The sequence below is a fragment of the Robertmurraya korlensis genome (assembly GCF_023715225.1).
Taxonomy (GTDB): Bacteria; Bacillota; Bacilli; order Bacillales; family Cytobacillaceae; genus Robertmurraya_A.
Genome location: NZ_JAMBNS010000002.1, coordinates 226,726 through 251,196, shown reverse-complemented (window position 1 = coordinate 251,196; position 24,471 = coordinate 226,726). Strand labels below are relative to the sequence as shown.

Annotated in this window: 25 protein-coding genes; all 25 read left to right on the top strand. The window is 38.7% G+C overall.

The genetic code is table 11. From position 1 onward, the window contains the following. The first annotated feature begins 24 nt into the window (after positions 1–24). The 25 genes from rplS (at position 25) to M3175_RS05540 (ending at position 24,463) form a co-directional block, all read left to right on the top strand. Complete coding sequence (gene rplS / locus M3175_RS05660) at positions 25–369, top strand: 50S ribosomal protein L19 (protein ID WP_251516272.1); 345 nt, start codon at positions 25–27, stop codon at positions 367–369. A gap of 187 nt (positions 370–556) precedes the next feature. Further along, positions 557–1,108 carry a signal peptidase I gene (gene lepB / locus M3175_RS05655; RefSeq protein WP_251515751.1) on the top strand — a complete coding sequence of 184 codons (552 nt, stop codon included), beginning with the start codon at positions 557–559 and terminating at the stop codon, positions 1,106–1,108. A 16-nt stretch (positions 1,109–1,124) separates the two neighbouring features. Further along, a complete protein-coding gene (ylqF, locus tag M3175_RS05650) occupies positions 1,125–2,000 on the top strand; it encodes a ribosome biogenesis GTPase YlqF (RefSeq protein WP_251515749.1) in 876 nt (291 codons plus the stop codon). An 87-nt stretch (positions 2,001–2,087) separates the two neighbouring features. Continuing rightward, on the top strand, positions 2,088–2,861 hold the full coding sequence (gene rnhB / locus M3175_RS05645) for a ribonuclease HII (protein WP_251515747.1): 774 nt from the start codon (positions 2,088–2,090) through the stop codon (positions 2,859–2,861). Between the two features lie 20 nt (positions 2,862–2,881). Continuing rightward, entirely contained in the window at positions 2,882–4,639 is a 1,758-nt protein-coding gene (locus tag M3175_RS05640) for a TP0910 N-terminal domain-containing protein (RefSeq protein WP_251515745.1), read from the top strand. Then, positions 4,636–4,923, top strand: a complete 288-nt coding sequence (locus tag M3175_RS05635) for an EscU/YscU/HrcU family type III secretion system export apparatus switch protein (RefSeq protein ID WP_251515744.1) — start codon at positions 4,636–4,638, stop codon at positions 4,921–4,923. Before M3175_RS05640 ends, M3175_RS05635 begins: the two co-directional genes overlap by 4 nt. Before the next feature lie 219 nt (positions 4,924–5,142). Further along, complete coding sequence (gene sucC, locus M3175_RS05630; RefSeq protein WP_251515743.1) at positions 5,143–6,300, top strand: ADP-forming succinate--CoA ligase subunit beta; 1,158 nt, start codon at positions 5,143–5,145, stop codon at positions 6,298–6,300. Positions 6,301–6,315: 15 nt separating this feature from the next. Beyond that, positions 6,316–7,218 carry a succinate--CoA ligase subunit alpha gene (gene sucD / locus M3175_RS05625; protein ID WP_251515742.1) on the top strand — a complete coding sequence of 301 codons (903 nt, stop codon included), beginning with the start codon at positions 6,316–6,318 and terminating at the stop codon, positions 7,216–7,218. A 78-nt stretch (positions 7,219–7,296) separates the two neighbouring features. Continuing rightward, positions 7,297–8,169, top strand: coding sequence for a DNA-processing protein DprA (gene dprA / locus M3175_RS05620; protein ID WP_251515741.1), 873 nt, complete (start codon positions 7,297–7,299; stop codon positions 8,167–8,169). 308 nt (positions 8,170–8,477) lie between these two features. Continuing rightward, positions 8,478–10,553 (top strand): type I DNA topoisomerase, encoded by a 2,076-nt coding sequence (topA, locus tag M3175_RS05615; RefSeq protein ID WP_251515740.1) that lies wholly within the window; start codon positions 8,478–8,480, stop codon positions 10,551–10,553. A 132-nt stretch (positions 10,554–10,685) separates the two neighbouring features. After that, complete coding sequence (gene trmFO, locus M3175_RS05610) at positions 10,686–11,993, top strand: FADH(2)-oxidizing methylenetetrahydrofolate--tRNA-(uracil(54)-C(5))-methyltransferase TrmFO (protein ID WP_251515738.1); 1,308 nt, start codon at positions 10,686–10,688, stop codon at positions 11,991–11,993. Positions 11,994–12,054: 61 nt separating this feature from the next. Then, entirely contained in the window at positions 12,055–12,957 is a 903-nt protein-coding gene (gene xerC / locus M3175_RS05605) for a tyrosine recombinase XerC (RefSeq protein ID WP_251515736.1), read from the top strand. 17 nt (positions 12,958–12,974) lie between these two features. Next, positions 12,975–13,517: an ATP-dependent protease subunit HslV gene (hslV, locus tag M3175_RS05600; RefSeq protein WP_119707530.1), complete on the top strand. Its 543-nt coding sequence runs from the start codon at positions 12,975–12,977 to the stop codon at positions 13,515–13,517. A gap of 10 nt (positions 13,518–13,527) precedes the next feature. After that, complete coding sequence (hslU, locus tag M3175_RS05595) at positions 13,528–14,934, top strand: ATP-dependent protease ATPase subunit HslU (RefSeq protein ID WP_251515734.1); 1,407 nt, start codon at positions 13,528–13,530, stop codon at positions 14,932–14,934. A 131-nt stretch (positions 14,935–15,065) separates the two neighbouring features. After that, the gene (gene codY, locus M3175_RS05590) at positions 15,066–15,845 is read left to right on the top strand and encodes a GTP-sensing pleiotropic transcriptional regulator CodY (protein ID WP_251515732.1); all 780 of its coding nucleotides are present in this window, start codon (positions 15,066–15,068) and stop codon (positions 15,843–15,845) included. A 406-nt stretch (positions 15,846–16,251) separates the two neighbouring features. After that, positions 16,252–16,644, top strand: coding sequence for a flagellar basal body rod protein FlgB (gene flgB, locus M3175_RS05585; protein WP_251515730.1), 393 nt, complete (start codon positions 16,252–16,254; stop codon positions 16,642–16,644). Positions 16,645–16,646: 2 nt separating this feature from the next. After that, entirely contained in the window at positions 16,647–17,075 is a 429-nt protein-coding gene (gene flgC / locus M3175_RS05580; protein ID WP_119707534.1) for a flagellar basal body rod protein FlgC, read from the top strand. A gap of 14 nt (positions 17,076–17,089) precedes the next feature. Then, a complete protein-coding gene (fliE, locus tag M3175_RS05575) occupies positions 17,090–17,395 on the top strand; it encodes a flagellar hook-basal body complex protein FliE (protein ID WP_251515728.1) in 306 nt (101 codons plus the stop codon). 66 nt (positions 17,396–17,461) lie between these two features. Further along, on the top strand, positions 17,462–19,057 hold the full coding sequence (gene fliF, locus M3175_RS05570; protein ID WP_251515726.1) for a flagellar basal-body MS-ring/collar protein FliF: 1,596 nt from the start codon (positions 17,462–17,464) through the stop codon (positions 19,055–19,057). Between the two features lie 15 nt (positions 19,058–19,072). After that, positions 19,073–20,089, top strand: a complete 1,017-nt coding sequence (gene fliG, locus M3175_RS05565; protein WP_066053257.1) for a flagellar motor switch protein FliG — start codon at positions 19,073–19,075, stop codon at positions 20,087–20,089. Then, entirely contained in the window at positions 20,082–20,846 is a 765-nt protein-coding gene (fliH, locus tag M3175_RS05560; protein ID WP_251515724.1) for a flagellar assembly protein FliH, read from the top strand. Before fliG ends, fliH begins: the two co-directional genes overlap by 8 nt. 1 nt (position 20,847) lies before the next feature. Beyond that, positions 20,848–22,161, top strand: coding sequence for a flagellar protein export ATPase FliI (gene fliI, locus M3175_RS05555; protein WP_251516269.1), 1,314 nt, complete (start codon positions 20,848–20,850; stop codon positions 22,159–22,161). A 2-nt stretch (positions 22,162–22,163) separates the two neighbouring features. Next, the gene (gene fliJ, locus M3175_RS05550; protein WP_251515722.1) at positions 22,164–22,607 is read left to right on the top strand and encodes a flagellar export protein FliJ; all 444 of its coding nucleotides are present in this window, start codon (positions 22,164–22,166) and stop codon (positions 22,605–22,607) included. Between the two features lie 8 nt (positions 22,608–22,615). Then, positions 22,616–23,212, top strand: a complete 597-nt coding sequence (locus M3175_RS05545) for a MotE family protein (protein WP_251515720.1) — start codon at positions 22,616–22,618, stop codon at positions 23,210–23,212. Positions 23,213–23,251: 39 nt separating this feature from the next. Beyond that, positions 23,252–24,463: a flagellar hook-length control protein FliK gene (locus M3175_RS05540; protein WP_251515718.1), complete on the top strand. Its 1,212-nt coding sequence runs from the start codon at positions 23,252–23,254 to the stop codon at positions 24,461–24,463. The last annotated feature ends 8 nt before the right edge of the window (positions 24,464–24,471 follow it).

The following is a 24,471-nucleotide window of genomic DNA, read 5'->3' as shown; positions in this document are numbered from 1 at the left end:
GTCTGTTGGAAGGAGTTGAAAACGATGCAAAAATTAATCGAAGAAATCACAAAAGAACAACTTCGCTCTGATCTTCCTGCTTTCCGTCCTGGTGATACTGTACGTGTACACGTTAAAGTTATCGAGGGTACTCGTGAGCGTGTTCAGGTGTATGAAGGTGTTGTGATTAAGCGTCGTGGTGGTGGAATTAGTGAAACTTTCACAGTACGTAAAGTTTCTTATGGTGTAGGCGTTGAGCGTACATTCCCAGTACACACACCAAAAATTGCGAAGCTTGAAGTAATCCGTCGCGGTAAAGTACGCCGTGCGAAACTTTACTACCTACGTAACCTACGTGGTAAAAAAGCTCGTATTAAAGAAATCCGATAAAAAAGAAAAGCGACCGTTTCATGATAAATGGACAGTCGCTGGACAAATGCGAAAGGAGCTTGTCATACAAGCTCCTTTTTCGTAGTCTATCTAAGTGTTATTACGTGTATAATAAATACCGATACTGTAAAATAAAAGCTGTACGGCGATAATTAGACGACAAGAACAGTGATTGGTGGGATGTGTTATGGCAAAGAGTAAAAATGAATTATGGGAATGGACAAAGGCACTAATCATTGCGGTGTTATTAGCAGCAATTATTCGATATTTCTTATTTGCACCGATAGTAGTGGATGGGTTATCAATGATGCCGACATTACATGATCAAGACCGTATGATCGTTAATAAATTTAGTTATCAAATTGGGGAACCAGAACGCTTTGATATTATCGTGTTTCATGCCCCTGAAAATAAAGACTACATAAAAAGAGTGATTGGTTTACCAGGAGATAAAATTGAATACAAAGATGATACACTCTATGTAAATGGGAAAGCTTATGAGGAGCCATACCTTGATGAATTTAAAGAGCAAGTAGTAGATGGTCCTTTAACTGAGCCATTTACTTTAGAAGAAATTATCGGTCAAGAAACCGTTCCTGATGGACACCTATTTGTGATGGGAGATAACAGACGATTCAGTAAGGACAGTCGTCATATTGGAACCGTCCCGATGGAGAAGGTACTAGGAAATACGAGTGTGATTTACTGGCCGATTGAAGATTTGAAAATAGTAAAATAGAAGGAGGGGTGCACCCATGACGATTCAGTGGTTTCCGGGGCATATGGCGAAAGCACGCAGGCAGGTCACGGAAAAGCTAAAACTTGTTGACATCATATTCGAATTAGTGGATGCAAGAATACCGTATTCTTCTAGAAATCCAATGATAGATGAAATTATTCAGCACAAGCCAAGATTAGTGCTGTTAAATAAGGCGGATATGGCAGATCCAAGGATTACGAAGGAATGGATTCAATACTTTGGAGAAAAAGGCATTAAGGCACTTGCGATTAATTCTCAAGCAGGTGTGGGAATGAAAGAAATTGTCTCCGCATCCGAATTAATCTTAAAAGAAAAATTCGATCGGATGAAAGCGAAAGGAGTTGTAAGGCCCCGTGCCATTCGAGCGATGATCGTTGGGATCCCGAATGCAGGGAAATCGACGCTAATTAATCGACTAGCGAAAAAGAATATCGCAAAAACGGGTAATACACCAGGGGTAACGAAAGCTCAACAGTGGATCAAAGTTGGTAAGGAGTTAGAGCTTTTAGATACACCGGGAATATTATGGCCAAAATTTGAAGATCAAGAAGTAGGCTCAAAGCTTGCATTAACAGGGGCCATTAAAGATGCCATTCTTAATTTACAGGATATTTGTGTTTATGCTCTTCGCTTTTTAGAGCGAGAGTATCCTGAACGCTTAAAGGAACGCTTTCAGCTTGAATATATCCCAGAGGATATTGTAGAGTTCTTTGATGAAATCGGTAAGCGTAGAGGCTGTCTAATGGGCGGTGGCGAGGTAGACTATGACAAAGTAGCTGAATTAGTCATCCGAGAGTTTCGCTCCGAATTATTTGGTCCTATGACGCTAGAAAGACCTTTTGACCTTGTGACAAGTGATAAAGAAGAATAAATGGGAAGCCTTCTTTTCGAAGAAGGCTTTATTTTTTTGGTAATATGCCGATATACGAGATATAAGGATTGAAGGGACGTACTTGTTTTGAACAGATTAACGATTGATGAAATTCAAACAAAGTTAAAAACCGTTGAGGATGACAAAGACCCTTTTCTAATCGATATTCTAAAAGATAGTAGAAAAGGCGTCCAACAATTAGTAAAAAAATGGATGCAAAAAAAAGAGTTGCTCGAACAGGCTAGGCTTAAGCTGATCGCGATGAGTGAATATGAGAGATTATATAAAAGCCAAGGTTTTACTTATATCGCTGGAATCGATGAGGTTGGAAGAGGCCCGCTCGCAGGTCCAGTCGTTGCTGCGGCCGTTATTTTACCAGACGACTTTCAGATATTGGGGATTGATGATTCAAAAAAATTGACCGAAACCAAGCGTGAGGAGCTTTATGAATTAATCCGTACAGCTGCTGTCTCCATCGGTGTGGGAATTATAGAAGCAAAGGAAATTGATGAAATCAATATTTATGAAGCAACTAAAAAGGCGATGTATGCGGCCTTAAATGAATTACATATCAATCCTGATTTCTTATTAGTGGATGCTATGAAGCTTACAACGCCAGTCCCATCAGAAGCTATTATTAAAGGGGATAGTAAAAGTATTTCTATTGCAGCAGCAAGCATCATTGCAAAAGTTACAAGAGATCGGATGATGAAAGAGATCGCCCTAAGTTACCCAGAATACCGATTTGAACAAAATATGGGGTATGGCACAAAGGAGCATATTGAAGCGTTACAACTTTACGGGGCCACTCCGTATCACAGAAGATCATTCGCACCTGTTAAAGAGTTAAACAATCAATAACTAGAGAGGAGGGAACTCACTTGATACAAGCCAATCTGGTTCAAATATTGATGAATCGCCCAGACTCTATAGAGGGAAACAAACAAAATTTTCGGGCTGGACAAGTATTTCAAGGAAAGGTTTTGAAGCTTTTTCCAAATCAAACTGCAGAAGTGCAAGTGGGTTCTCAGAAGGTAATCGCCCAGTTAGAAATCCCACTTTCAGCAGGGGAACGATATTGGTTTCAAGTACAACAAGGAGAAGGGCAGGTTCATCTAAAGGTACTAACGGAAGGAAAAGGGACAGGGAATGCCAACTTAGAAGGACTGTTAAAGCAGTTCTCTATCCCTGAAACCAAAACGAGTACCGCCATATTACGTTTTTTTCTTAAGGAACAGCTCCCAATCACAAAAGAATCCATTTCTATGGCAACGAGCCTATTTCAAGGGAAAACAATGACGAAGGAGGACCTGGAGGCAATTAAGCAGTTAATCAGCCGGGAACTGCCCTTAACAAAGATGACGTTTGATGCGGTGCGATCAACGATAAAAAGTCCTTCGTTTCATGCTGTCATCACTTCCCTCAAGAATGAGCTAGACACTTTAGATACACTCACACAAACAGGGACACGTTTAAAAGAGGCGATAGAGCCGTATATCCAAACAAGACAAGAAAAGCTATCTACTCAAGTATTACAGGAGATAGTTAGAGGTTGGACACAGGCTAAGGACCCGTTCACCTCACAACAGTCATTGAAAGCATTACAGCAAACGGGTTTCCTACCTATTGAGGATGAACATAATATCTTGCAACAAGCCGCTAAAAGGCTAACTGGACATTCTGAAGGAAAACCACTGATTCAGCTACCTGGAATGGAATCAACGGCAAAACAAGCATCGGCACTACTAGCAGCAGGAAAAACAGAGGATGTATCGTCACTATTGAAAAACTGGATCGGAGGGATCCTCAAGGACTCTCATGTAAGCAATCAAACGATCAAGCAATTTTTCAACTTATTATCACCAAAATTCGATTCGGTCACATTTGACGAAGCGATTTCCTCCTTACTGAATAAGGATGGAATAGATGCTAATAAAGCTCTTAATAAAGAATTGACACATCAACTTCAGACGTTACTCTCACAGGTTGATAGTGAGCCAGTGGAAGAGTTTAAATCATTGTTGAAATCAGCTATTCAAACGCTAGGACTTTCTCATGAATCTGAGTCATTTGATATGATAAGAGGAAAAGTGTCAGATGAAGGTGCAAAAGTGGAGAATGTGAAATCGTTATTAATTCAGTTACTGAATGAAGATATTCCGACCAAGGTAAAGGATTCAGCAGAAGCTTTAATGAACAGGTTAACTGGAATACAACTCATGTCATCGGATACAACTCCAGTCCAGCAAATCGTCATGCAAATTCCACTTGTTTTAATGAATAAGCAAACGGACCTTACCATTCAGTGGAATGGTAGAAAGGACACCGATGGAAAAATTGACCCAAGCTATTGTCGTGTCCTTTTTTACTTAGATTTAGAGCACATGAATGAAACGATCATTGATATGCAAATTCAGAATCGAATCATGAAAATTACGATTATCAATGATCATGAAAATATTAAACAACTTTCCTCCCCCTATCTAGCTAGTTTAAAAGAAAGTTTACAAAAGCTAGAATATCAGCTTTCGAATGTTAGCTTTCAAACGCAGGCTGAAAGAGCGGTTGTTAAAACGAAAAAAGTAACCATTTCTAGTCCATTGACTTCATCTTATAGTGGAGTGGATATAAAAATATGATAAATGAAAAGCATAAAAGAAAAGAAGCGGTTGCCCTAAGTTATGAAGCAACAAAAAATGACTCGCCAAAGGTGATTGCAAAAGGAAAAGGAATAGTAGCAGATAATATTCTAAAGAAGGCAAAAGAGAATAATATTCCAATTCAAGAAGACGCAACACTAATTGAGTTACTAAGTAAATTGAATATCAATGACAGCATCCCAGAAGAGCTGTATCAAGCAGTGGCTGAAGTGTTTGCATTTGTTTATCGTACAGATAAAGAAGTAGGAAAAAGTAAATCTTAAATTCTACTTCTTTAATTTTTTTATTTCTGAATAATTTAATATTTTGTGTGAAATAGTAGACAAGGTATGCGTTGTTTTATAAAATGAAAGCGCAGTCTTGTTTTTTTTAGATAAAAAATGATCAAAGGGAAAAATGAATGCAGGCAGGATTGCAGGAAAAGGTGTAGAATATCTTTATTGCTGCAATAGCCAAAAGCAAGATTAGAAGGAGGATGGGAAATGAATATCCATGAGTACCAAGGGAAAGAGATCCTCAGACAATACGGGGTTGCTGTTCCAAATGGGAAGGTAGCATTTACAGTTGAAGAAGCGGTGGAAGCTGCAAAGGAACTTGGAACACAAGTTTGTGTAGTAAAAGCCCAAATCCATGCAGGTGGACGTGGAAAAGCAGGTGGGGTTAAGGTTGCCAAAAACTTGGATGAAGTCCGTACATATGCGAGCGAAATTCTCGGGAAAACACTCATCACTCACCAAACTGGTCCTGAAGGGAAAGAAGTAAAGCGCCTTTTAATTGAAGAAGGCTGTGACATTAAGAAAGAGTACTATATTGGTTTAGTACTAGACCGTGCCACTTCACGTGTTGTATTAATGGCTTCAGAAGAAGGTGGTACAGAAATCGAGGAGGTAGCAGAAAAAACACCTGAGAAAATCTTCAAAGAAGTGATTGACCCAGTTGTTGGTTTAACAGGCTACCAAGCTCGTCGTATTGCATTTAATATTAATATTCCAAAAGAATTAGTAAATAAAGCAGTTAAGTTTATGATGGGCTTATACCAAGCATTTGTTGAAAAAGATTGCTCAATCGCTGAAATTAACCCGCTTGTAGTAACAGGTGATGGAAATGTAATGGCGTTAGACGCAAAGTTAAACTTTGATTCAAATGCATTATATCGTCAAAAAGACGTATTAGAGTATCGTGACCTTGACGAGGAAGATGCAAAGGAAATTGAGGCATCGAAATACGACCTAAGCTATATTTCTTTAGATGGAAATATTGGTTGCATGGTTAATGGTGCTGGTCTTGCTATGGCTACAATGGATATTGTAAAGCATTACGGCGGAGATCCTGCAAACTTCCTTGATGTTGGGGGCGGAGCAACAGCTGAAAAGGTAACAGAAGCATTTAAAATCATCCTTTCTGATAAAAATGTAAAAGGTATTTTTGTAAATATCTTTGGCGGAATTATGAAGTGTGACGTTATTGCTACTGGTGTTGTAGAAGCTGCTAAGCAGGTTGGTCTAAACGTACCTTTAGTTGTTCGTTTGGAAGGAACAAATGTTGAGCTTGGTAAGAAGATTCTTGCTGAATCAGATATCAACATTATTGCTGCTGAATCTATGGCTGACGGCGCACAAAAAATCGTTTCATTAGTATAAGGAAGGGGAATTGATGTGAGCGTATTTATTAATAAAGATACTAAAGTGATAGTTCAAGGGATTACTGGTTCGACAGCCCTTTTCCATACAAAACAAATGCTGGAATACGGAACGCAAATTGTTGCTGGTGTAACACCTGGTAAAGGTGGTTCTGAGGTAGAAGGTGTACCTGTATTTAACACGGTGGCAGATGCTGTAAAGGCTACTGGGGCAAATGCTTCCGTTATTTACGTGCCTGCTCCATTTGCTGCGGATGCCATTTTAGAAGCAGTTGATGCAGAGCTTGATTTAGCCATTTGTATTACCGAGCATATTCCAGTTTTAGATATGGTCAAGGTAAAACGCTACATGGAAGGGAAAAAGACTCGCCTAGTCGGTCCTAACTGCCCAGGTGTTATTACTCCTGATGAGTGTAAGATTGGTATTATGCCAGGATACATTCATACCAAGGGACATGTTGGTGTTGTATCACGTTCTGGGACACTTACGTATGAAGCAGTTCATCAATTATCACAAGCGGGTGTTGGCCAATCTACAGCTGTTGGTATTGGTGGAGATCCCGTTAATGGAACAAACTTCATCGATGTGTTAAAAGCATTTAATGAAGACCCAGAAACATATGCCGTAATTATGATCGGTGAAATTGGTGGAACGGCTGAAGAAGAAGCAGCAGAGTGGGTAAAAGCAAACATGACTAAGCCGGTAGTCGGTTTCATCGGTGGTCGTACTGCACCTCCAGGAAAGCGTATGGGCCATGCTGGTGCGATTATTTCAGGTGGAAAAGGGACAGCTGATGAAAAGATTCGTGTGATGAATGAATGCGGAATCCAAGTCGCTGATACACCTTCTGTTATGGGCGAAACATTAATTAAAGTACTAAAAGAAAAAGGTCTATACGATCAATGTAAAACTCACTAAAAATTCAAATAGTCCCTCTTTTTAGAGGGGCTATTTGTGATATTATTAAAATACTATTTCTAAAGGAGGTTATCTATTTTGGAATCTTTTTCAATACGATTGTGCCATTTGCTACATTGTCGTGGCATAGGATGGAAAATGGTTTACCATATATTAAAGCATGATCCCGAGCTGAAATATCTATATTCTCCAACTTTCCTCTATCAAGTCCATGAACTTCCTTCTTCTACCATTCAACCCTTACTTGAAGATCTTCATTCACCCGTTTTACTGGAACAAATCCGCCATTATCAACAAAATGATATTGAGATTATTACTTACTTTGATTCAGCTTACCCTGAATTGTTAAAGGAAACGTATCAGCCACCATGGGTATTGTACGCCAAGGGAGATACCTCCCTGCTTGGAAAACAAACGAAGCTTGCTGTCGTCGGTTCTAGACAGGCGACAGAGTATGGAAAAAGAGCGATTGATCGGTTGTTTCCACCGTTGATTGAAAAAGGAATTATTATCGTAAGTGGGTTAGCCTTAGGTGTTGATACGCTTGCTCATGAAGCAGCCATTCGGTTAGGAGGGAAAACGATAGCAGTCATTGCTGGTGGTATCTATCATATTTACCCCCAAACGAATCAAAAGCTTGCTCTAAATATTATGAAAAACCATCTAATGATCTCCGAATATCCCCCAAATACGACTCCTTCACGGTGGCAATTTCCAATGAGAAATAGAATTATTAGTGGGGTTTCAAAAGGCACATTTATAATAGAAGCAAAAAGAAAAAGCGGCTCGTTAATCACCGCAAATTTTGCGGTTCATGAAGGTCGAGAGGTGTTTGCTTTGCCAGGAAATATTTTTAGTCAGCATTCGACAGGAACAAATGACCTTATTCAGCAAGGAGCAAAGCTTGTAAGAAGCCATGAAGACATATTAAATGAATTATTTTATGCATAATGTTTGTAATTGGTTGGAACATCACATATGATGACAAAAAGGTATGAAAAGAGAAATGTCATCGATTTTCCATACTTTTTCACCAATTTTTTATATATTTTTATGAAAAAGGTTGAAATATCGCTTAAACTGTTATACATTTTGCAACAGAAGTTCGAAAATAAAGATACAAATTTTAAATTTAGCAGGCTGAAACCGTTTACGATATATTTGACAAGTTTCAATAAATAGTTTAATAATAATGAATATTTACAATAAACATTCAATAAGCAAATGTTTAATATAATCCCTCTTGAGGAGGACAATTGATGTCGGAGTTTTTAGTAATCGTTGAGTCACCAGCAAAGGCGAAGACGATCGAAAGATACTTAGGAAAAAAATATAAAGTTAAGGCGTCGATGGGGCATGTTCGCGATCTTCCCAAAAGTCAGATGGGAGTGGACGTTGAACATGAGTTCGAACCAAAGTATATTACTATACGTGGAAAAGGCCCCGTTCTAAAGGAATTAAAAACAGCAGCAAAAAAAGCAAAGAAAATATATCTAGCGGCTGACCCGGATCGTGAAGGGGAAGCGATCGCTTGGCATTTAGCTCATACGCTAGATGTGGATATCCATTCCGATTGCCGTGTAGTTTTTAATGAAATTACGAAAGATGCGATTAAAGAGTCTTTTAAGCATCCTAGACCGATTAACATGGATTTAGTAGACGCTCAGCAAGCACGTAGAATTTTAGACCGTTTGGTTGGCTACAATATTAGTCCTTTGTTTTGGAAAAAGGTGAAAAAAGGGCTTAGTGCAGGTCGAGTTCAATCGGTAGCTGTACGTTTAATTATTGATCGAGAAAACGAAATTAAAGAGTTCATTCCTGAAGAATACTGGACGATTGAAGGCGAATTTTTGAAGGGGACAACAGCATTTGAAGCTGACTTCTATGGTGTAGAAAATCAGCGAATGGAGCTAAAGTCAGAAGAAGAGGTAAAGGCGATCTTAGCAAAAATGAAAGGGAATAAGTTTGAAGTAACCTCTGTGACCAAAAAAGAACGCAAAAGAAATCCAGCGGTTCCGTTCACAACGTCTTCTCTTCAGCAAGAGGCTGCGAGAAAATTAAACTTCCGAGCTAAAAAGACGATGATGTTAGCCCAACAGTTGTATGAAGGGATCAATTTAGGAAAAGAAGGCACTGTCGGGTTAATTACATACATGAGAACAGATTCAACTAGAATTTCAGAGGTAGCACAATCAGAAGCAAGTCAGTATATTGAGTCCACATACGGCGCCAACTTTTTACCTGAAGAAAAGCGTAAAGATAAAAAAGGGGCAAACACCCAAGATGCTCATGAAGCAATCAGACCTACGAGTACTCTACGTGATCCTGCAAGTATGAAAGAATTCCTGTCACGGGATCAATTGAGGCTTTATAAGTTAATTTGGGAGCGTTTCGTATCTAGCCAAATGGCACCGGCTGTCATGGACACGATGAGTGTGGATTTGAAAAATGGAGAGGTAATCTTTAGAGCGACCGGATCAAAGGTTAAGTTTCCAGGTTTCATGAAGGTGTACGTCGAAGGGACAGATGATCAAACAGAGGACAAGAACAAAATGCTTCCTGATTTAAAGGAAGGCGATACGGTCCTCAAAAAGGATATAGAACCGAAACAACACTTTACCCAACCACCTCCAAGATATACGGAAGCTAGATTAGTTAAGACGTTGGAGGAACTTGGAATTGGCCGACCATCGACATTTGCTCCAACATTAGATACCATTCAAAAACGTGGATATGTTACTCTTGATAATAAACGATTCATTCCAACCGAACTTGGAGAGATCGTACATGAACTCATGGTAGAATTCTTCCCAGATATCTTAGATGTCGAGTTTACCGCAAAAATGGAACAAGACTTAGATAATGTTGAAGAAGGAAAAACAAAATGGGTACGAATTATCGATGAGTTTTATCGAGGGTTTGAAAAGCATTTAGAAAAGGCCGAAAAAGAAATGGAGCAGGTAGAAATTAAAGATGAGCCTGCTGGTGAGGATTGTGAGCAGTGCGGCCATGAGATGGTCTATAAAATGGGTCGCTATGGAAAGTTTATGGCATGCAGCAATTTCCCGGATTGCCGTAACACAAAAGCAATTGTAAAGGATATTGGTGTAAAATGCCCAAATTGTAAGACAGGAAATATAATAGAAAGAAAAAGTAAAAAGCGTCGAATCTTCTATGGCTGTGATACATTCCCAGAATGTGATTTTATCTCATGGGATAAACCGCTGCCTAGAAATTGTCCAAAATGTGAATCACTATTGATTGAGAAGAAGCTTAAAAAAGGTGTCCAAGTTCAATGCATTAGTTGTGACTACAAGGAAGAGCCACAAAGCTAAGGGTGAGCACTATGCTCACTCTTTTTATTGCTTGAAACTTTATACTTTTTCATTCGTAGTGTAAAATGCAGAAGGAATATGGAGAAGCTAATACCAAAAAAAGATACATACGAGCTATTGGAGGTTCATAAAATGATAGATGCAACAGTGAATGTTATAGGAGCAGGCTTAGCTGGAAGTGAAGCAGCTTGGCAACTTGCAAAAAGAGGGATTAAAGTTCGCTTGTACGAAATGAGACCAGTGAAGCAAACTCCAGCACATCATACAGATAAGTTTGCTGAGTTAGTTTGTAGTAACTCCCTTCGAGCTAACAATTTAACAAATGCAGTCGGAGTCCTGAAGGAAGAAATGAGAAAGTTAGATTCTGTTATTATCGCTTCTGCGGATGCTTGTGCAGTTCCAGCAGGAGGAGCGCTTGCCGTGGATCGTCATGAGTTTGCTGCACATGTAACAGATAAAGTAAAAAATCATCCGAATGTAACAGTCATCAATGAGGAGATAACAGAAATCCCAGAAGGACCTACTGTCATAGCGACTGGACCTTTAACAAGTCCTGCGCTTTCAGCTAAACTGCAAGAATTAACGGGTGAAGAATATTTATACTTCTATGACGCTGCAGCACCAATCATTGAAAAAGAAAGCATTGATATGGATAAGGTGTATTTAAAATCCCGTTACGATAAAGGGGAGGCAGCTTATCTAAATTGTCCGATGACCGAAGAGGAGTTTGATCGTTTTTACGATGCACTTGTATCGGCAGAAACAGTTCCTTTGAAAGAATTTGAAAAGGAAATTTTCTTTGAAGGTTGTATGCCAATTGAGGTCATGGCAAGTCGAGGAAAGAAAACGATGCTATTTGGTCCGATGAAGCCGGTTGGCCTTGAGGATCCAAAAACAGGTAAGCGTCCGTTTGCTGTTGTTCAGCTTAGACAGGATGATGCGGCAGGAACACTTTACAATATTGTTGGATTTCAGACACATTTAAAGTGGGGACCACAAAAGGAAGTTCTTCAATTAATCCCTGGACTAGAAAATGCCGAAATCGTAAGGTATGGTGTCATGCACAGAAATACATTTATAAATTCGCCTAAAGTGCTTGAGCCTACGTATCAATTCAAAGATCGTAAGGATTTATTCTTTGCTGGTCAAATGACAGGAGTAGAGGGCTATGTAGAGTCTGCAGCAAGTGGATTAGTTGCTGGACTTAATGCAGCCAGACTGGTGCAAGGTGAAGAACTTGTGGTGTTCCCAGGAGAAACTGCTGTCGGAAGTATGGCAAGATACATTACAAGTGCAAGCGCAAAGAATTTTCAGCCGATGAATGCGAACTTTGGCTTGTTCCCTGAGTTGCCGACTAAAATCAGAGGGAAAAAGGAAAGAGCAGAGTACCATGCAAATCGGGCTTTAGAAACAATTCAGAACTTTGTGAAAAATTTGTAAATTGCTTGCAAGGGTATGTGAAGTGTGATACGATTTAGGAGCCTTTGTGAGGTGACGAATATTGTCAGAAGATGTGAACGTTTCAGCAAAGTTATTTTTTGAATATTTACAAATAGAAAGAAATTATTCACAATATACAATTGAGCATTATCAAGTTGATGTTAGGGATTTTACTCTTTTTATGAAGGAGCAATCGTTAGCAGATTATGCTGATGTCGAGTACTCTGATGTCAGGCTGTATTTAACGAAGCTTTTTGAAAAGAATTTATCTAGAAAAACTGTTGCGAGAAAAATATCTAGTATGAGAAGCTTTTACCGGTTTTTATTAAGAGATAATCTTGTACAGAATAATCCTTTTGCACAAGTGATTATGCCGAAGCAAGAAAAGAGATTGCCCGATTTTTTTTATGAAGAAGAGCTTAAAGCTTTATTTTCAAGTTGCGAGGCTAATACTCCTATCGGGCAAAGGGATCTTGCTTTGCTAGAAATTTTATATGCTACTGGAATGCGGGTTAGTGAATGTTGTCAGCTTCGTTTAAAAGATATTGATTTATACATTGGAACAGTACTTGTTCATGGGAAGGGTCAAAAGGATCGATATATTCCATTTGGTAGCTTTGCTCAAGAAGCAATTGATACATATATCAACAATGGCAGAAAAGCACTTCTTGGAGAAAAGCATTCACATGATTCCTTATTTGTTAACTTTCGTGGAGAACCACTTACAACTAATGGAGTTAGACATATACTCGATCGACTGATAAAAAAATCATCTTTAAACGGATCCATTCATCCACATAAGCTAAGGCATTCGTTTGCGACACATCTCCTTAATAACGGAGCAGATATGAGGAGTGTACAAGAGCTATTAGGGCATTCGTTTTTGTCTTCTACACAAATTTATTCACATGTTACAAATGATTACTTGCGAAAAACATATATGGCCCACCACCCCCGGGCTTAAGCTTTAGGAGGAATAATATGACGCAATTTCATGCAACAACTATTTTTGCTGTTCGTCATAATGGTCAATGTGCCATGTCTGGAGATGGTCAAGTAACCTTTGGCAATGCTGTTGTAATGAAGCACACAGCTCGTAAGGTTAGAAAATTATTTAACGGTAGAGTTTTAGCAGGATTTGCAGGGTCTGTTGCGGACGCCTTTACTCTTTTTGAAATGTTTGAAGGTAAATTAGAAGAGTATAATGGCAATCTGCAACGAGCATCTGTTGAACTTGCGAAACAGTGGCGAAGCGATAAAGTCCTTCGACGTCTTGAAGCGATGCTGATTGTTATGAACGACACGGATATGCTATTGGTATCTGGTACGGGAGAAATCATTGAACCAGATGATGGAATCCTTGCGATTGGATCAGGTGGTAATTATGCACTATCTGCGGGAAGAGCATTAAAGAAGTATTCGGGAGAGCATCTAACGGCAAAGGAAATTGCAAAAGCTTCCCTTGAAATTGCCGCAGAAATTTGCGTATATACAAATCACAATATTATCGTTGAAGAGCTTTAGGAGGGATCGAATGGTCACTAAAGGGACAAATTTAACCCCACGTCAGATTGTTGAACGATTGGATCAGTATATCATTGGGCAAAAGGATGCAAAGAAAGCCGTAGCGGTTGCGTTGAGAAATCGTTATCGACGTAGTTTGCTTGACGAAAGTTTAAGGGATGAAATCAATCCTAAGAATATATTAATGATTGGACCAACTGGTGTCGGAAAGACAGAAATCGCTCGACGTATGGCAAAGCTTGTATCAGCTCCGTTTGTAAAAGTTGAAGCTACGAAGTTTACGGAAGTGGGCTACGTGGGTCGTGATGTTGAATCAATGGTAAGAGATCTCGTTGAAACAGCAGTTAGGCTTGTAAAAGAAGAAAAAATGCAAAAAGTGAAAGAGCGAGCAGAGGATAACGCAAATAAACGACTAGTTGATTTGTTAGTACCTTCTGCCAAAAAAGCAACGGGCTATAAAAATCCTTTAGAGATGCTATTCGGTGGAGGCGGGGCACAGGAGCAAGAACCGACCCCTACTGAAGACATGAATATCGTTGAAAAAAGGAAGGTTGTTGCTGAAAAGCTTTCTAAGGGAGAGCTTGAAAATGAAATGGTTTCTGTTGAAGTGGAAGAGCAGCAACCATCCATGTTTGATATGCTTCAAGGTTCAGGCATGGAGCAAATGGGAATGAATATGCAGGATGCCTTAAGTGGCTTAATGCCGAAAAAACGGAAAAAACGGAAGCTTTCGGTTCGCGATGCTAGAAAGGTGTTAACGAATGAGGAAGCCTCAAAGCTGATTGATATGGATGAAGTCACATCAGAAGCTGTGTTCCGTGCTGAGCAAACAGGAATCATCTTTATTGATGAAATTGATAAAATTGCTAGTAAAAACGGAGGAGGATCATCTGCGGATGTATCTCGAGAGGGAGTACAAAGAGATATTCTTCCGGTTGTTGAAGGTTCGACTGTCGTTACTAAGTATGGATCAGTGAAGACAGACCATATTCTATTTATGGCTGCAGGAGCCTTCCATATCGCCAAACCGTCTGATTTAATACCCGAGCTTCAAGGGCGTTTTCCAATTAGAGTGGAACTAACAAAGCTAACGGTAGACGATTTTTATAAAATACTAATCGAACCTGACAATGCCCTAATTAAGCAATATCAAGCATTGTTAGTGACTGAAGGTATAGAAATTGAATTTTCTGACGATGCTATTCGTAAGATTGCAGAAGTTGCATATGATGTGAATCAAAATACGGATAACATTGGAGCAAGAAGATTGCATACCATCTTAGAAAAGCTTCTAGAGGACTTGTCCTTCGAAGCACCGGATATCACAATGGAAAAAATCACAATCACACCACAATACGTGGAAGAAAAGCTCGGACCTATTTCACGTAATAAAGACTTAAGTCAATTTATTTTGTAATACATGGGGTTTGATTCCCTCTCGATGGGGGAATCAAACGTATATTATGTTACACACAACAGTTCAATACATATGCAGAATTCATAGTAAGTGCTACTGCAATGGTTTTAGCTAATTAGGAGGAAGAACAAATGGATTTACTGTCAAAAACAAGAAAGATTAATGCCTTACTTCAAAAGGCAGCAGGAAAACCGGTTAATTTTAAAGAAATGTCAGAAACACTAAGTGAAGTCATCGAAGCAAATATTTTTATCGTAAGTCGCCGCGGAAAATTATTAGGCTTTGCGGTAAACCAACAAATTGAAAACGAGCGTATTAAGAAAATGCTTGAAGACCGTCAATTCCCTGAAGAGTACACAAACAACCTATTTAACATCAATGAAACCTCACCAAACCTAGATGTAAATAGTGAGTACACAGCTTTCCCAGTGGAAAACAAAGACCTATTTAAAAACGGTTTAACGACGATCGTTCCTATCATCGGTGGAGGAGAAAGACTAGGAACATTAATCCTAGCTAGAACACAAGAACAATTCCATGATGATGACCTAATTCTGGCAGAGTATGGCTCTACAGTAGTAGGAATGGAGATTTTAAGAGAAAAAGCAGAAGAAATTGAAGAAGAAGCAAGAAGCAAGGCAGTTGTACAAATGGCGATTAGCTCGTTATCTTATAGTGAGCTAGAAGCAATCGAGCATATTTTTGAAGAGCTTAGTGGAAAAGAAGGGTTACTAGTTGCTTCAAAGATTGCTGATCGTGTAGGAATTACAAGATCAGTGATTGTAAATGCACTTAGAAAACTAGAAAGTGCTGGTGTAATTGAATCACGTTCGTTAGGTATGAAAGGAACATATATTAAAGTACTAAACGATAAGTTTTTAGTTGAACTAAGTAAATTAAAATCAAACTAATAGAAAACTCCTTATTTCGATAAGAAATAAGGAGTTTTTTTATGGTACATTTCGACAAAATTCTACTTTTTCTTTACAATAAAAATCTGTTCCCTTATGCTAAATACACAATTACTAATATAAGACATTCTAACTAGTCCATTTTTCTTAGGAGACAAATGGATCTGATGAACTGAAAAAATGACAAAAATATATACATGATTCCAATCTTTTCAGTGTTTTGCTACTAGGAGGATTCGATTAAAATAGGACTTATAGATTAAGTATTTCGCCCTTATTGAGATAGACATCCTATATGCGATTCATTAAAATTAGTAGTATGATTGTTTTGCAGAATCCGACGTAAAACTACAAGTTTCTGCACCAATCAACAAAATATATATATTCTATATATGAGGTGGAGAACTTGAAGCTCTTTTCAAATACAATTAATACGCTTGAAAATGCGTTAAATTATTCTTCTACAAAACAAAAAGTGATCGCACAAAATATATCTAACGCCGATACTCCAGGCTATAAGGCTAAAAACGTAAGCTTTAAGTCAGAGCTAAATGATGCAATATCGACTGTTTCAGGGAAACAAACAAACAGCAAGCATATTGCCATTCAAAGCTCAGGACGAGCGGGAGTAACAATAACTACTGATCGTACCACATCATACAACCACACGGGAAACAATGTGGATATTGATAAAGAAATGTCAGACCTTGCAACCAATCAAATTTATTATAATGCCATGATTGAACGAATTAGCGGAAAGTTTAACTCGCTAGAAACAGTCATAAAAGGAGGGAGATAATTATGTCGATTTTCCATAGCATCAATACCTCTGCCTCTGCTTTAACAGCACAAAGATTGCGCATGGATGTTATCTCTTCCAATATGGCGAACGTAGACACGGCGGGTTATAGAAGGAAATCAGTTGTCCTTCAACCAAAGGAGGGAAACTTTTCTTCGTTTATGAGCCAAGCAATGTCAAAACAAACGACAGGTGCTGGAAACGGAGTGAAGGTTTCAAAAATTGTTGAAGATACAGAAACTCCCTTTAAACTGGTGTATGACCCTGAACATCCTGATGCGGATGAAAATGGCTATGTAGAACTACCGAATGTTGATCCACTTCGTGAAATGGTGGATTTGATAAGTGCTACTAGATCCTATGAAGCAAACGTGACTGTATTAAATGCATCTAAAGGAATGCTTATGAAAGCATTAGAGATCGGTAAATAAAAGGAGAATAAATCATGACTATATCTATTCCGTCTGTATCTAAAGTTTTTCAATCAAATGCAGCAGCTTCTGCTCCATCTACTACACCATACGAAGCACAAAAGAGTTTTGCGTCCGTATTAAAGGATTCAATTGAAAAAGTAAATTCAGCACAAAATCAATCGGATGTAATGACAGAAAAATTGGCAAGAGGCGAAAATGTAGATCTTCACCAAGTGATGATTGCAAGTCAAAAAGCAAGTATCACCATGTCAGCAACGATTGAAGTGAGAAATAAAGTCATTGAAGCATATCAAGAAGTAATGAGAATGCAAGTTTAATAGCGTTTGTGTTGGAAAGGTGCTAAACGCACCTTTTGGCATGACACACTGAACCGGAGGAACGTGATGAACCAATTGCAGAAACAATTAGATGCAATAAAAGAATATTGGACAAGTCGTTCTAAAAAGCAAAAAATGTTCTTTGTTGGCGGTTTAGTGTCTTTAGTGACACTAATTTCATTAGTAACGTTTTTTGCAACTAGAACGACTTTAGAACCTTTATATAGTAATCTGTCGCCAGCTGAAACAGGGGCTATTAAAGAAAGCTTGGATGCAAGAGGAATTGTATCAGAGATTGCTGATAATGGAACGACGATATTGGTGCCAAAAGAGAGTATTGATACGTTGAAAGTTGAGCTTGCAGCAGAAGGTATTCCTAATTCAGGAAGCATTGATTATTCATTTTTTAGTCAAAATGCTGGAATTGGAATGACAGAGAATGAGTTCAATGTAATGAAGCTTGATGCAATGCAAACGGAGTTAGCGAATTTAATGAAGGGTATTGAAGGGATTAATGATGCAAAAGTTATGATTAATCTTCCAGAGAAAGGGATCTTTGTAACAGATGCTTCAGAAGCGGCCAGTGCTTCTATCGTACTTAGCACAAAACCTGGTTATCAATTTGAGGAAAGCCAGATCAAAGCTTTGTACCACCTAGTTTCAAAGAGTGTTCCCAATCTCCCTACAGATAATATCGTCATTACCAACCAAAACTTTGAGTACTTTGATCTAAATAATCAAGAAAATTCTTCAGGTTCAACTTTTACTGCTCAAAATGAAATTAAAAAGCAGATTGAACGAGATGTACAACGTCAAGTGCAGAGCATGCTAGGTACCTTAATGGGACAAGACAAAGTAGCAGTAATCGTTACTGCTGATGTTGACTTTACACAGGAAAATCGTGAAGAAAATCTTGTAACTCCTGTGGATGAGGAAAACATGGAAGGTATTGCGGCAAGTGCCCAAAAAATTACAGAAACCTTTACTGGTGATGCAGCGGATGTTGGTGGTGAACCAGTTACTGAAGATGCAGCAGACTCTCTTGGTACAGGTTACTTAGAGGGAGCGACTGGTACAGGGGATTATGAAAGAATTGAAGAGACAATCAACTATGAAGTGAATAAAATCCGAAAAGAAATTGTTGAAAGTCCTTATAAAATTAGAGACTTAGGTATTCAAGTAATGGTAGAACCTCCAACGGCGGATGATCCTACTACATTACCTCAAGAACGTGTGGATGATATTACGCAAATGCTTGCATCTATCGTTCGTACATCTATAGATAAAACAACAGTTGATGGCGAACTAACAGATGAAGCAATTCAGGACAAAATTCTAGTATCAGTTCAGCCATTTAATGGAAAAGTAGAGCTTGAAGATACTCAAACGGCATCTATTCCATGGTGGGTATATGCAATCGGCGGTGTCCTTCTAGCGACTATTATCGTGTTGATTTTCATGTTTATGCGTGCAAGAAAGAAGAAGGCACAAGAGGAAGAAGATCTGGCATTTGATAATTACACGCCTATTTCAATTCGTGACCTTGATGAAGACAAGGAAGAAACAGAAGGATCGTTGAGAAAGAAACAGTTAGAAAAGATGGCGAAAGAGAAGCCAGAGGATTTCGCAAAACTATTGCGTTCATGGATTGCTGAAGACTAGGAGGAGTGAGTGAAGGTGGCAAAAAGAGATCAAAAGGAATTAACAGGTAAACAAAAAGCAGCCATTCTTCTCATTTCACTTGGGCCGGATGTGTCTGCATCAGTATATAAACACTTAAGTGAAGAAGAGATAGAAAAATTAACATTAGAGATTTCTGGAGTAAAAAAAGTGGAATCTACCGCGAAAGAAGAGATTCTAGAGGAATTTCATAATATTGCTCTAGCTCAAGACTATATATCACAAGGCGGTATCGGATATGCAAAAACGGTTCTTGAAAAAGCGCTTGGGACTGAACAGGCAGCTGTTATCATTAACCGTTTAACCTCATCCCTTCAAGTTCGACCTTTTGACTTTGCTAGAAAAGCTGATCCAGGACAAATTTTTAATTTTATCCAAAATGAACATCCACAGACAATTGCACTTATTTTATCTTATTTGGATTCGGCCCAAGCAGGACAAATCTTATCTGAGCTTCCTCAGGAAGTTCAAGCTGATATTGCGAGAAGAATCGCAGTAATGGATAGTACATCTCCTGAAATTATCAATGAAGTTGAGCAAATTTTAGAGAGAAAGCTGTCTTCATCTGTGACACAGGACTATACACAAACGGGCGGTATTGAAGCTGTTGTGGAAGTGTTAAATGGTGTCGATCGTGCAACCGAAAGAACCATTCTAGATGCACTAGAGATTCAGGATCCTGAGTTAGCGGAAGAAATTAAGAAAAGAATGTTTGTATTTGAAGATATTGTGACACTTGATAGCCGTGCGATTCAAAGGGTCATTCGTGACTGTGATAATGAAGATCTAAAGTTATCTCTAAAAGTATCAAGCGACGAAGTCAAGGATATCGTGTTTGGAAATATGTCGAAACGTATGGTTGAAAGCTTTAAGGATGAAATGGAGTTTATGGGACCAGTTCGTTTACGTGATGTAGAAGAAGCACAGTCAAGAATTGTTGCCATCATTCGTCGTCTTGAGGAAGCAGGAGAAATTGTGGTTGCTCGTGGCGGAGGTGACGATATCATTGTCTAGGCTCATTAAATCAACGTGGGTACCACAAGAATTTTCCAACGAAAACAAAGTAATTTCGATTAAAGCAATCAAGAATTACACCGATGAAAAAGAAGAAGAGTCATCTTTTGTAAGTTATCAAGAGAGAGAGAGAATTCTTCAGGCAGCCCAAAGTGAAGCGGACAGAATTGTTCAGGAAGCAAGGGAATATGCAACTCAGATTCGAGAACAAATGGAGCAAGAGCAACAATCGTTTCAAATAGAGTTACAAGCGATGGCGGAACAAGCCCAAACTTCAGGCTTTATGCAAGGTCATGAAGAAGGAAAACAACTTGGATACAATGAAGCTCATACCATTATAGAACAAGCGAAGGAAACGGTTACCTTGTCTAAGTATGACTACGAGAAGAAGATTGATTCAAGTGAACGAACGATTTTGTCTCTTGCTCTTAAGGTCGCTGAGAAAATTATAGCTGATACACTAACAGGTGATTCGGAGCAGTTTTTACCGATTGTCAAAAAAGCATTAAAGGAAGCAAGAGAATATCGCGAAATTCAGCTTCATGTTCATCCATCACACTACGAATTTTTACTTGTCCAAAAGGAAGATTTAATTCGAATCTTTCCAAAGGAAACGGAACTATATATATTTCCAGATAGTGAGCTAACAGAACAAAGCTGTATTATAGAATCTGCAAATGGTCGTATTGATGCAAGTGTGGATCAGCAACTTGATGAAATCAAAAGAAAACTTTACGAACTATTGGAGAGTGAATAGAGTGCTAGCTGCCGATTTGTTGGGACAAATTGATCAGATGAAAACGTTTAAGCGCTACGGTAGAGTAAAGCGTGTCGTAGGTCTAATGATTGAATCGCAAGGACCAGAAAGCTCAATCGGTGATGTTTGTTACATTCATATCGGCAAAAACAACCGGAAAATCCAAGCTGAGGTTGTTGGTTTTAAAGATGAAAATATACTTCTTATGCCGTATACGAGCTTAAATGAAATCTCCCCGGGCTGTTTGGTAGAGGCAACATTAAAGCCATTAGAAGTGAAGATAGGTCCAGCTTTAATCGGTTCCGTACTAGATTCTTTAGGTCAGCCTCTTGATGGGAGTCAACTTCCAAAAGGGCTCGGGTCGGTTGGGACAGATCAGGATCCACCTAACCCAATGACAAGACCACCTATATCTGAACCTGTAGAAGTAGGAGTTCGATTAATCGATAGTCTTCTAACAGTTGGTATGGGTCAGCGTGTAGGAATATTTGCTGGGAGTGGTGTAGGTAAGAGTACATTACTTGGAATGATTGCGCGTAATACAAATGCTGATTTGAATGTGATTGCATTAATTGGTGAACGTGGCCGTGAGGTTCGGGAGTTTATTGAAAAAGATTTAGGGCCAGAGGGCTTAGCGAGGTCAATCGTTATTGTTGCAACTTCTGACCAGCCAGCACTAATGAGAATCAAAGGTGCTTTTACGGCGACCGCAATTGCTGAATATTTTCGTGACAGAGGTTTAAACGTCATGATGATGATGGACTCAGTGACAAGGGTTGCGATGGCACAGCGTGAAGTAGGCTTGGCCATTGGGGAGCCGCCGACAACGAAAGGGTATACACCTTCTGTCTTTGCGATCTTACCAAGATTATTAGAGAGAACAGGAACGAATAGCCATGGATCAATTACAGCGTTTTATACAGTACTAGTTGATGGGGATGACATGAATGAACCGATTGCGGATACCGTTCGTGGGATATTGGACGGACACTTTGTTCTAGATCGCTCTTTAGCTAATAAGGGTCAGTATCCAGCCGTTAATGTACTGAAAAGTGTTAGTAGAATCATGAATAATATAGTACCTGAAGCCCATAAAAAATCTGCTGAAAAACTGAGAGAGCTGTTAAGCACCTATATCAATTCTGAGGATTTGATAAATATCGGTGCCTACAAACGAGGCTCTTCAAAAGAGATAGATGATGCCATTGCTTCGTATCCTAAAATTATTTCGTTTATTAAACAAGCAACAGATGAAAAGGTTTCCTTTGAAGAAGGTGTCCAATCGTTATATGAATTACTTGGAAGAAGTGACTAATAATGAGATATGAGTTCAAGTTTCATAAAATCCTCGCTGTAAAAGAACGTGAAAAAGATGAGGCCGTTTCTATCTACCAAGACTCAGTTCGAAAGTTTGAGGAAGTGGCTGAAAAGCTATATGAACTGTTAAAAAGGAAAGAGGATCTTGAGTTTTATCAGTCTGAGCGGCTACATGGGGGACTATCCATTCAAGAGATTCGTCATCATCAACAGTTTATCAGTAATATAGAAAAAATGATTGATCACTATCAAAAGATGGTTATCAACGCAAGAAACAGAATGCTGCTTTTTCAGGAAAAATTGTTAGAAAAAAACATAGAAGTAAAAAAATATGAAAAAATCCGTGAAAAGGATTATTTACAATTTACCGAGGATATCAAAGTGATTGAAGGTAAACAAATGGACGATATCTCGATACAAATGTACATGAATCGAGAAGGTTAGGTGATAGGATGGCAAAGGAAATGGAAGAAATAGAAGAAAAGAAATCGAATAAATTCCAAATGTTTATATTTGTCTTTCTTATTCCCTTCTTATTTTTAGTCACAGTTGCGTTAGTCGTTTTAAGCTTTGCTGGAGTAAATGTATTTGAAAAGTCCAAAGAGCTTGGTGCACAGATTCCTTTTGTTTCCTCGCTAATTACAGAAGAGGGAGCACAATCAGAGGAAGAGTGGGAAAAGAGCGTGATCGCATTAGAAGCTGAGATCAAGGATCGAGAGGCAAAGATTGAAAAACTGGAATCTGAAATTGAAGGGAAAGATGCGCAGGTAGAGCGCTCAAATCTTGAAAAAGAACAGCTACAGCAACAAATCGATGAGCTTTTAGCAATTCAAGAGGAAAACAAGCGAGCGTTTAAAGATATTATTAAAACGTATGAAACGATGTCTGCTAAAAAGGCGGCACCAATTATTACAGCTATGAGTGAGCAAGAAGCACTAAAAATACTAACAACCATTAAATCAGATCAACTCGCTGCGATTATGGAAAATATGACGGCAGTGGATGCTGCCAAATATACAGAGCTTCTAACAGCTGAGAGCAACGAATAGTAACCATTTAACTCATAAGAAGGAGGTGAAAATGAAAACATGTTGCAAATTGAGAGCCTGGGCTTCACGCAAAAGCTTGCTTCACAGTTGAACAAGGTTTCTACGAGCCAAGAGAAATCATCCTTCTCAAAACTTCTCCAATCAGTTACTGCTCCTGAAGAAGAGACATCAAATGATAACAAGGCAGTGGGCTTAACTGCTACCGACGTAACAGACCTTTTAGCCTTTTTATCTAAGGATGATCTCTTAGATGTGGAAGAAGGTTTACAACTACTAGATCAAGTGATTTCAAATAGTAACGAAGATTTACTTACGATGATAGAAAATTATTTAGGAATGAGTCATATTCTATTTCAAAATCTGTTGTCTAACGTAATGGAGAAGCTTCAAATTGAAGGTGGAGAAGGTCAAAGTGATTTAGCCAAACTACTACAAGTCATTGAAAAAATGAGTAATTTAACAGTGAGTCAGCTTCATAATGTTCTAGATAAGGACTCGTTAAAGCTGGTAAAATCGGCAAAGCTTTATGAGCTTATGACGCAAAATCAAGACTCTTTAAATGAAGATTCTAGCAAACTAGATTTTAAGACGTTAAGTGCAAAGTTAACTAGCATCCTTGAGGGAAATTCGTTAAAAAGTGACCAAGCTGCTTCCAGATTAGCTTTTTTAAAGCAAACTTTTTCAAGTATTAGTACAAGCAACTCTTTGAAAGAAGAACCAACGAGTACAAGTTCTACTCCAAAAGCAGATATTATCAATGGTTCTGTTCAATTTATGCAGATGTCAAGACCAGAACAATTGACGGTAACTCTTCAAAATGGAACAAAGCAAGTTCAAACCGAACAGTTAATAAAGCAGTTTGAAAGTATTTTAGCTAGAAGTCAATTTTCAAATGTAAATGGTGTTCAAAGATTGTTTTTACAGCTAAATCCAGGTCATTTAGGTTCCTTACGCATTGAAATTATTCAACAGGATTCTGTGATGGTTGCGAAAATTGTCACATCAACGCAGGCAGCAAAGGAAGCGATTGAAGGGCAACTAAATCAATTGAAACAAGCCTTCAATTCTCAAAACATTCAGGTTGAACGTGTCGAGATATCTCAGCAAACAGCAGGTCAAGAGCGATTCTTAAACAGAGATGGTGAACAAGAACAAGCAAGGCGGGAACAAGCGGAACGAAAGGAAGAGCAAACATCGGATCAAGATTTTATCTCATCCTTTGAAGAAGCACTCTTAAATACGGAAGTGTAGGTGATTAA

Coding starts and splice junctions, on each gene's coding strand:
- topA (WP_251515740.1), top strand. CDS start 8,478: ATGTCGGAGTTTTTAGTAATCGTTGAGTCACCAGCAAAGGCGAAGACG.
- M3175_RS05540 (WP_251515718.1), top strand. CDS start 23,252: ATGTTGCAAATTGAGAGCCTGGGCTTCACGCAAAAGCTTGCTTCACAG.
- fliE (WP_251515728.1), top strand. CDS start 17,090: ATGACTATATCTATTCCGTCTGTATCTAAAGTTTTTCAATCAAATGCA.
- hslU (WP_251515734.1), top strand. CDS start 13,528: ATGGTCACTAAAGGGACAAATTTAACCCCACGTCAGATTGTTGAACGA.
- M3175_RS05545 (WP_251515720.1), top strand. CDS start 22,616: ATGGCAAAGGAAATGGAAGAAATAGAAGAAAAGAAATCGAATAAATTC.
- flgC (WP_119707534.1), top strand. CDS start 16,647: ATGTCGATTTTCCATAGCATCAATACCTCTGCCTCTGCTTTAACAGCA.
- fliF (WP_251515726.1), top strand. CDS start 17,462: ATGAACCAATTGCAGAAACAATTAGATGCAATAAAAGAATATTGGACA.
- sucC (WP_251515743.1), top strand. CDS start 5,143: ATGAATATCCATGAGTACCAAGGGAAAGAGATCCTCAGACAATACGGG.
- trmFO (WP_251515738.1), top strand. CDS start 10,686: ATGATAGATGCAACAGTGAATGTTATAGGAGCAGGCTTAGCTGGAAGT.
- codY (WP_251515732.1), top strand. CDS start 15,066: ATGGATTTACTGTCAAAAACAAGAAAGATTAATGCCTTACTTCAAAAG.
- M3175_RS05635 (WP_251515744.1), top strand. CDS start 4,636: ATGATAAATGAAAAGCATAAAAGAAAAGAAGCGGTTGCCCTAAGTTAT.
- lepB (WP_251515751.1), top strand. CDS start 557: ATGGCAAAGAGTAAAAATGAATTATGGGAATGGACAAAGGCACTAATC.
- hslV (WP_119707530.1), top strand. CDS start 12,975: ATGACGCAATTTCATGCAACAACTATTTTTGCTGTTCGTCATAATGGT.
- ylqF (WP_251515749.1), top strand. CDS start 1,125: ATGACGATTCAGTGGTTTCCGGGGCATATGGCGAAAGCACGCAGGCAG.
- rplS (WP_251516272.1), top strand. CDS start 25: ATGCAAAAATTAATCGAAGAAATCACAAAAGAACAACTTCGCTCTGAT.
- fliJ (WP_251515722.1), top strand. CDS start 22,164: ATGAGATATGAGTTCAAGTTTCATAAAATCCTCGCTGTAAAAGAACGT.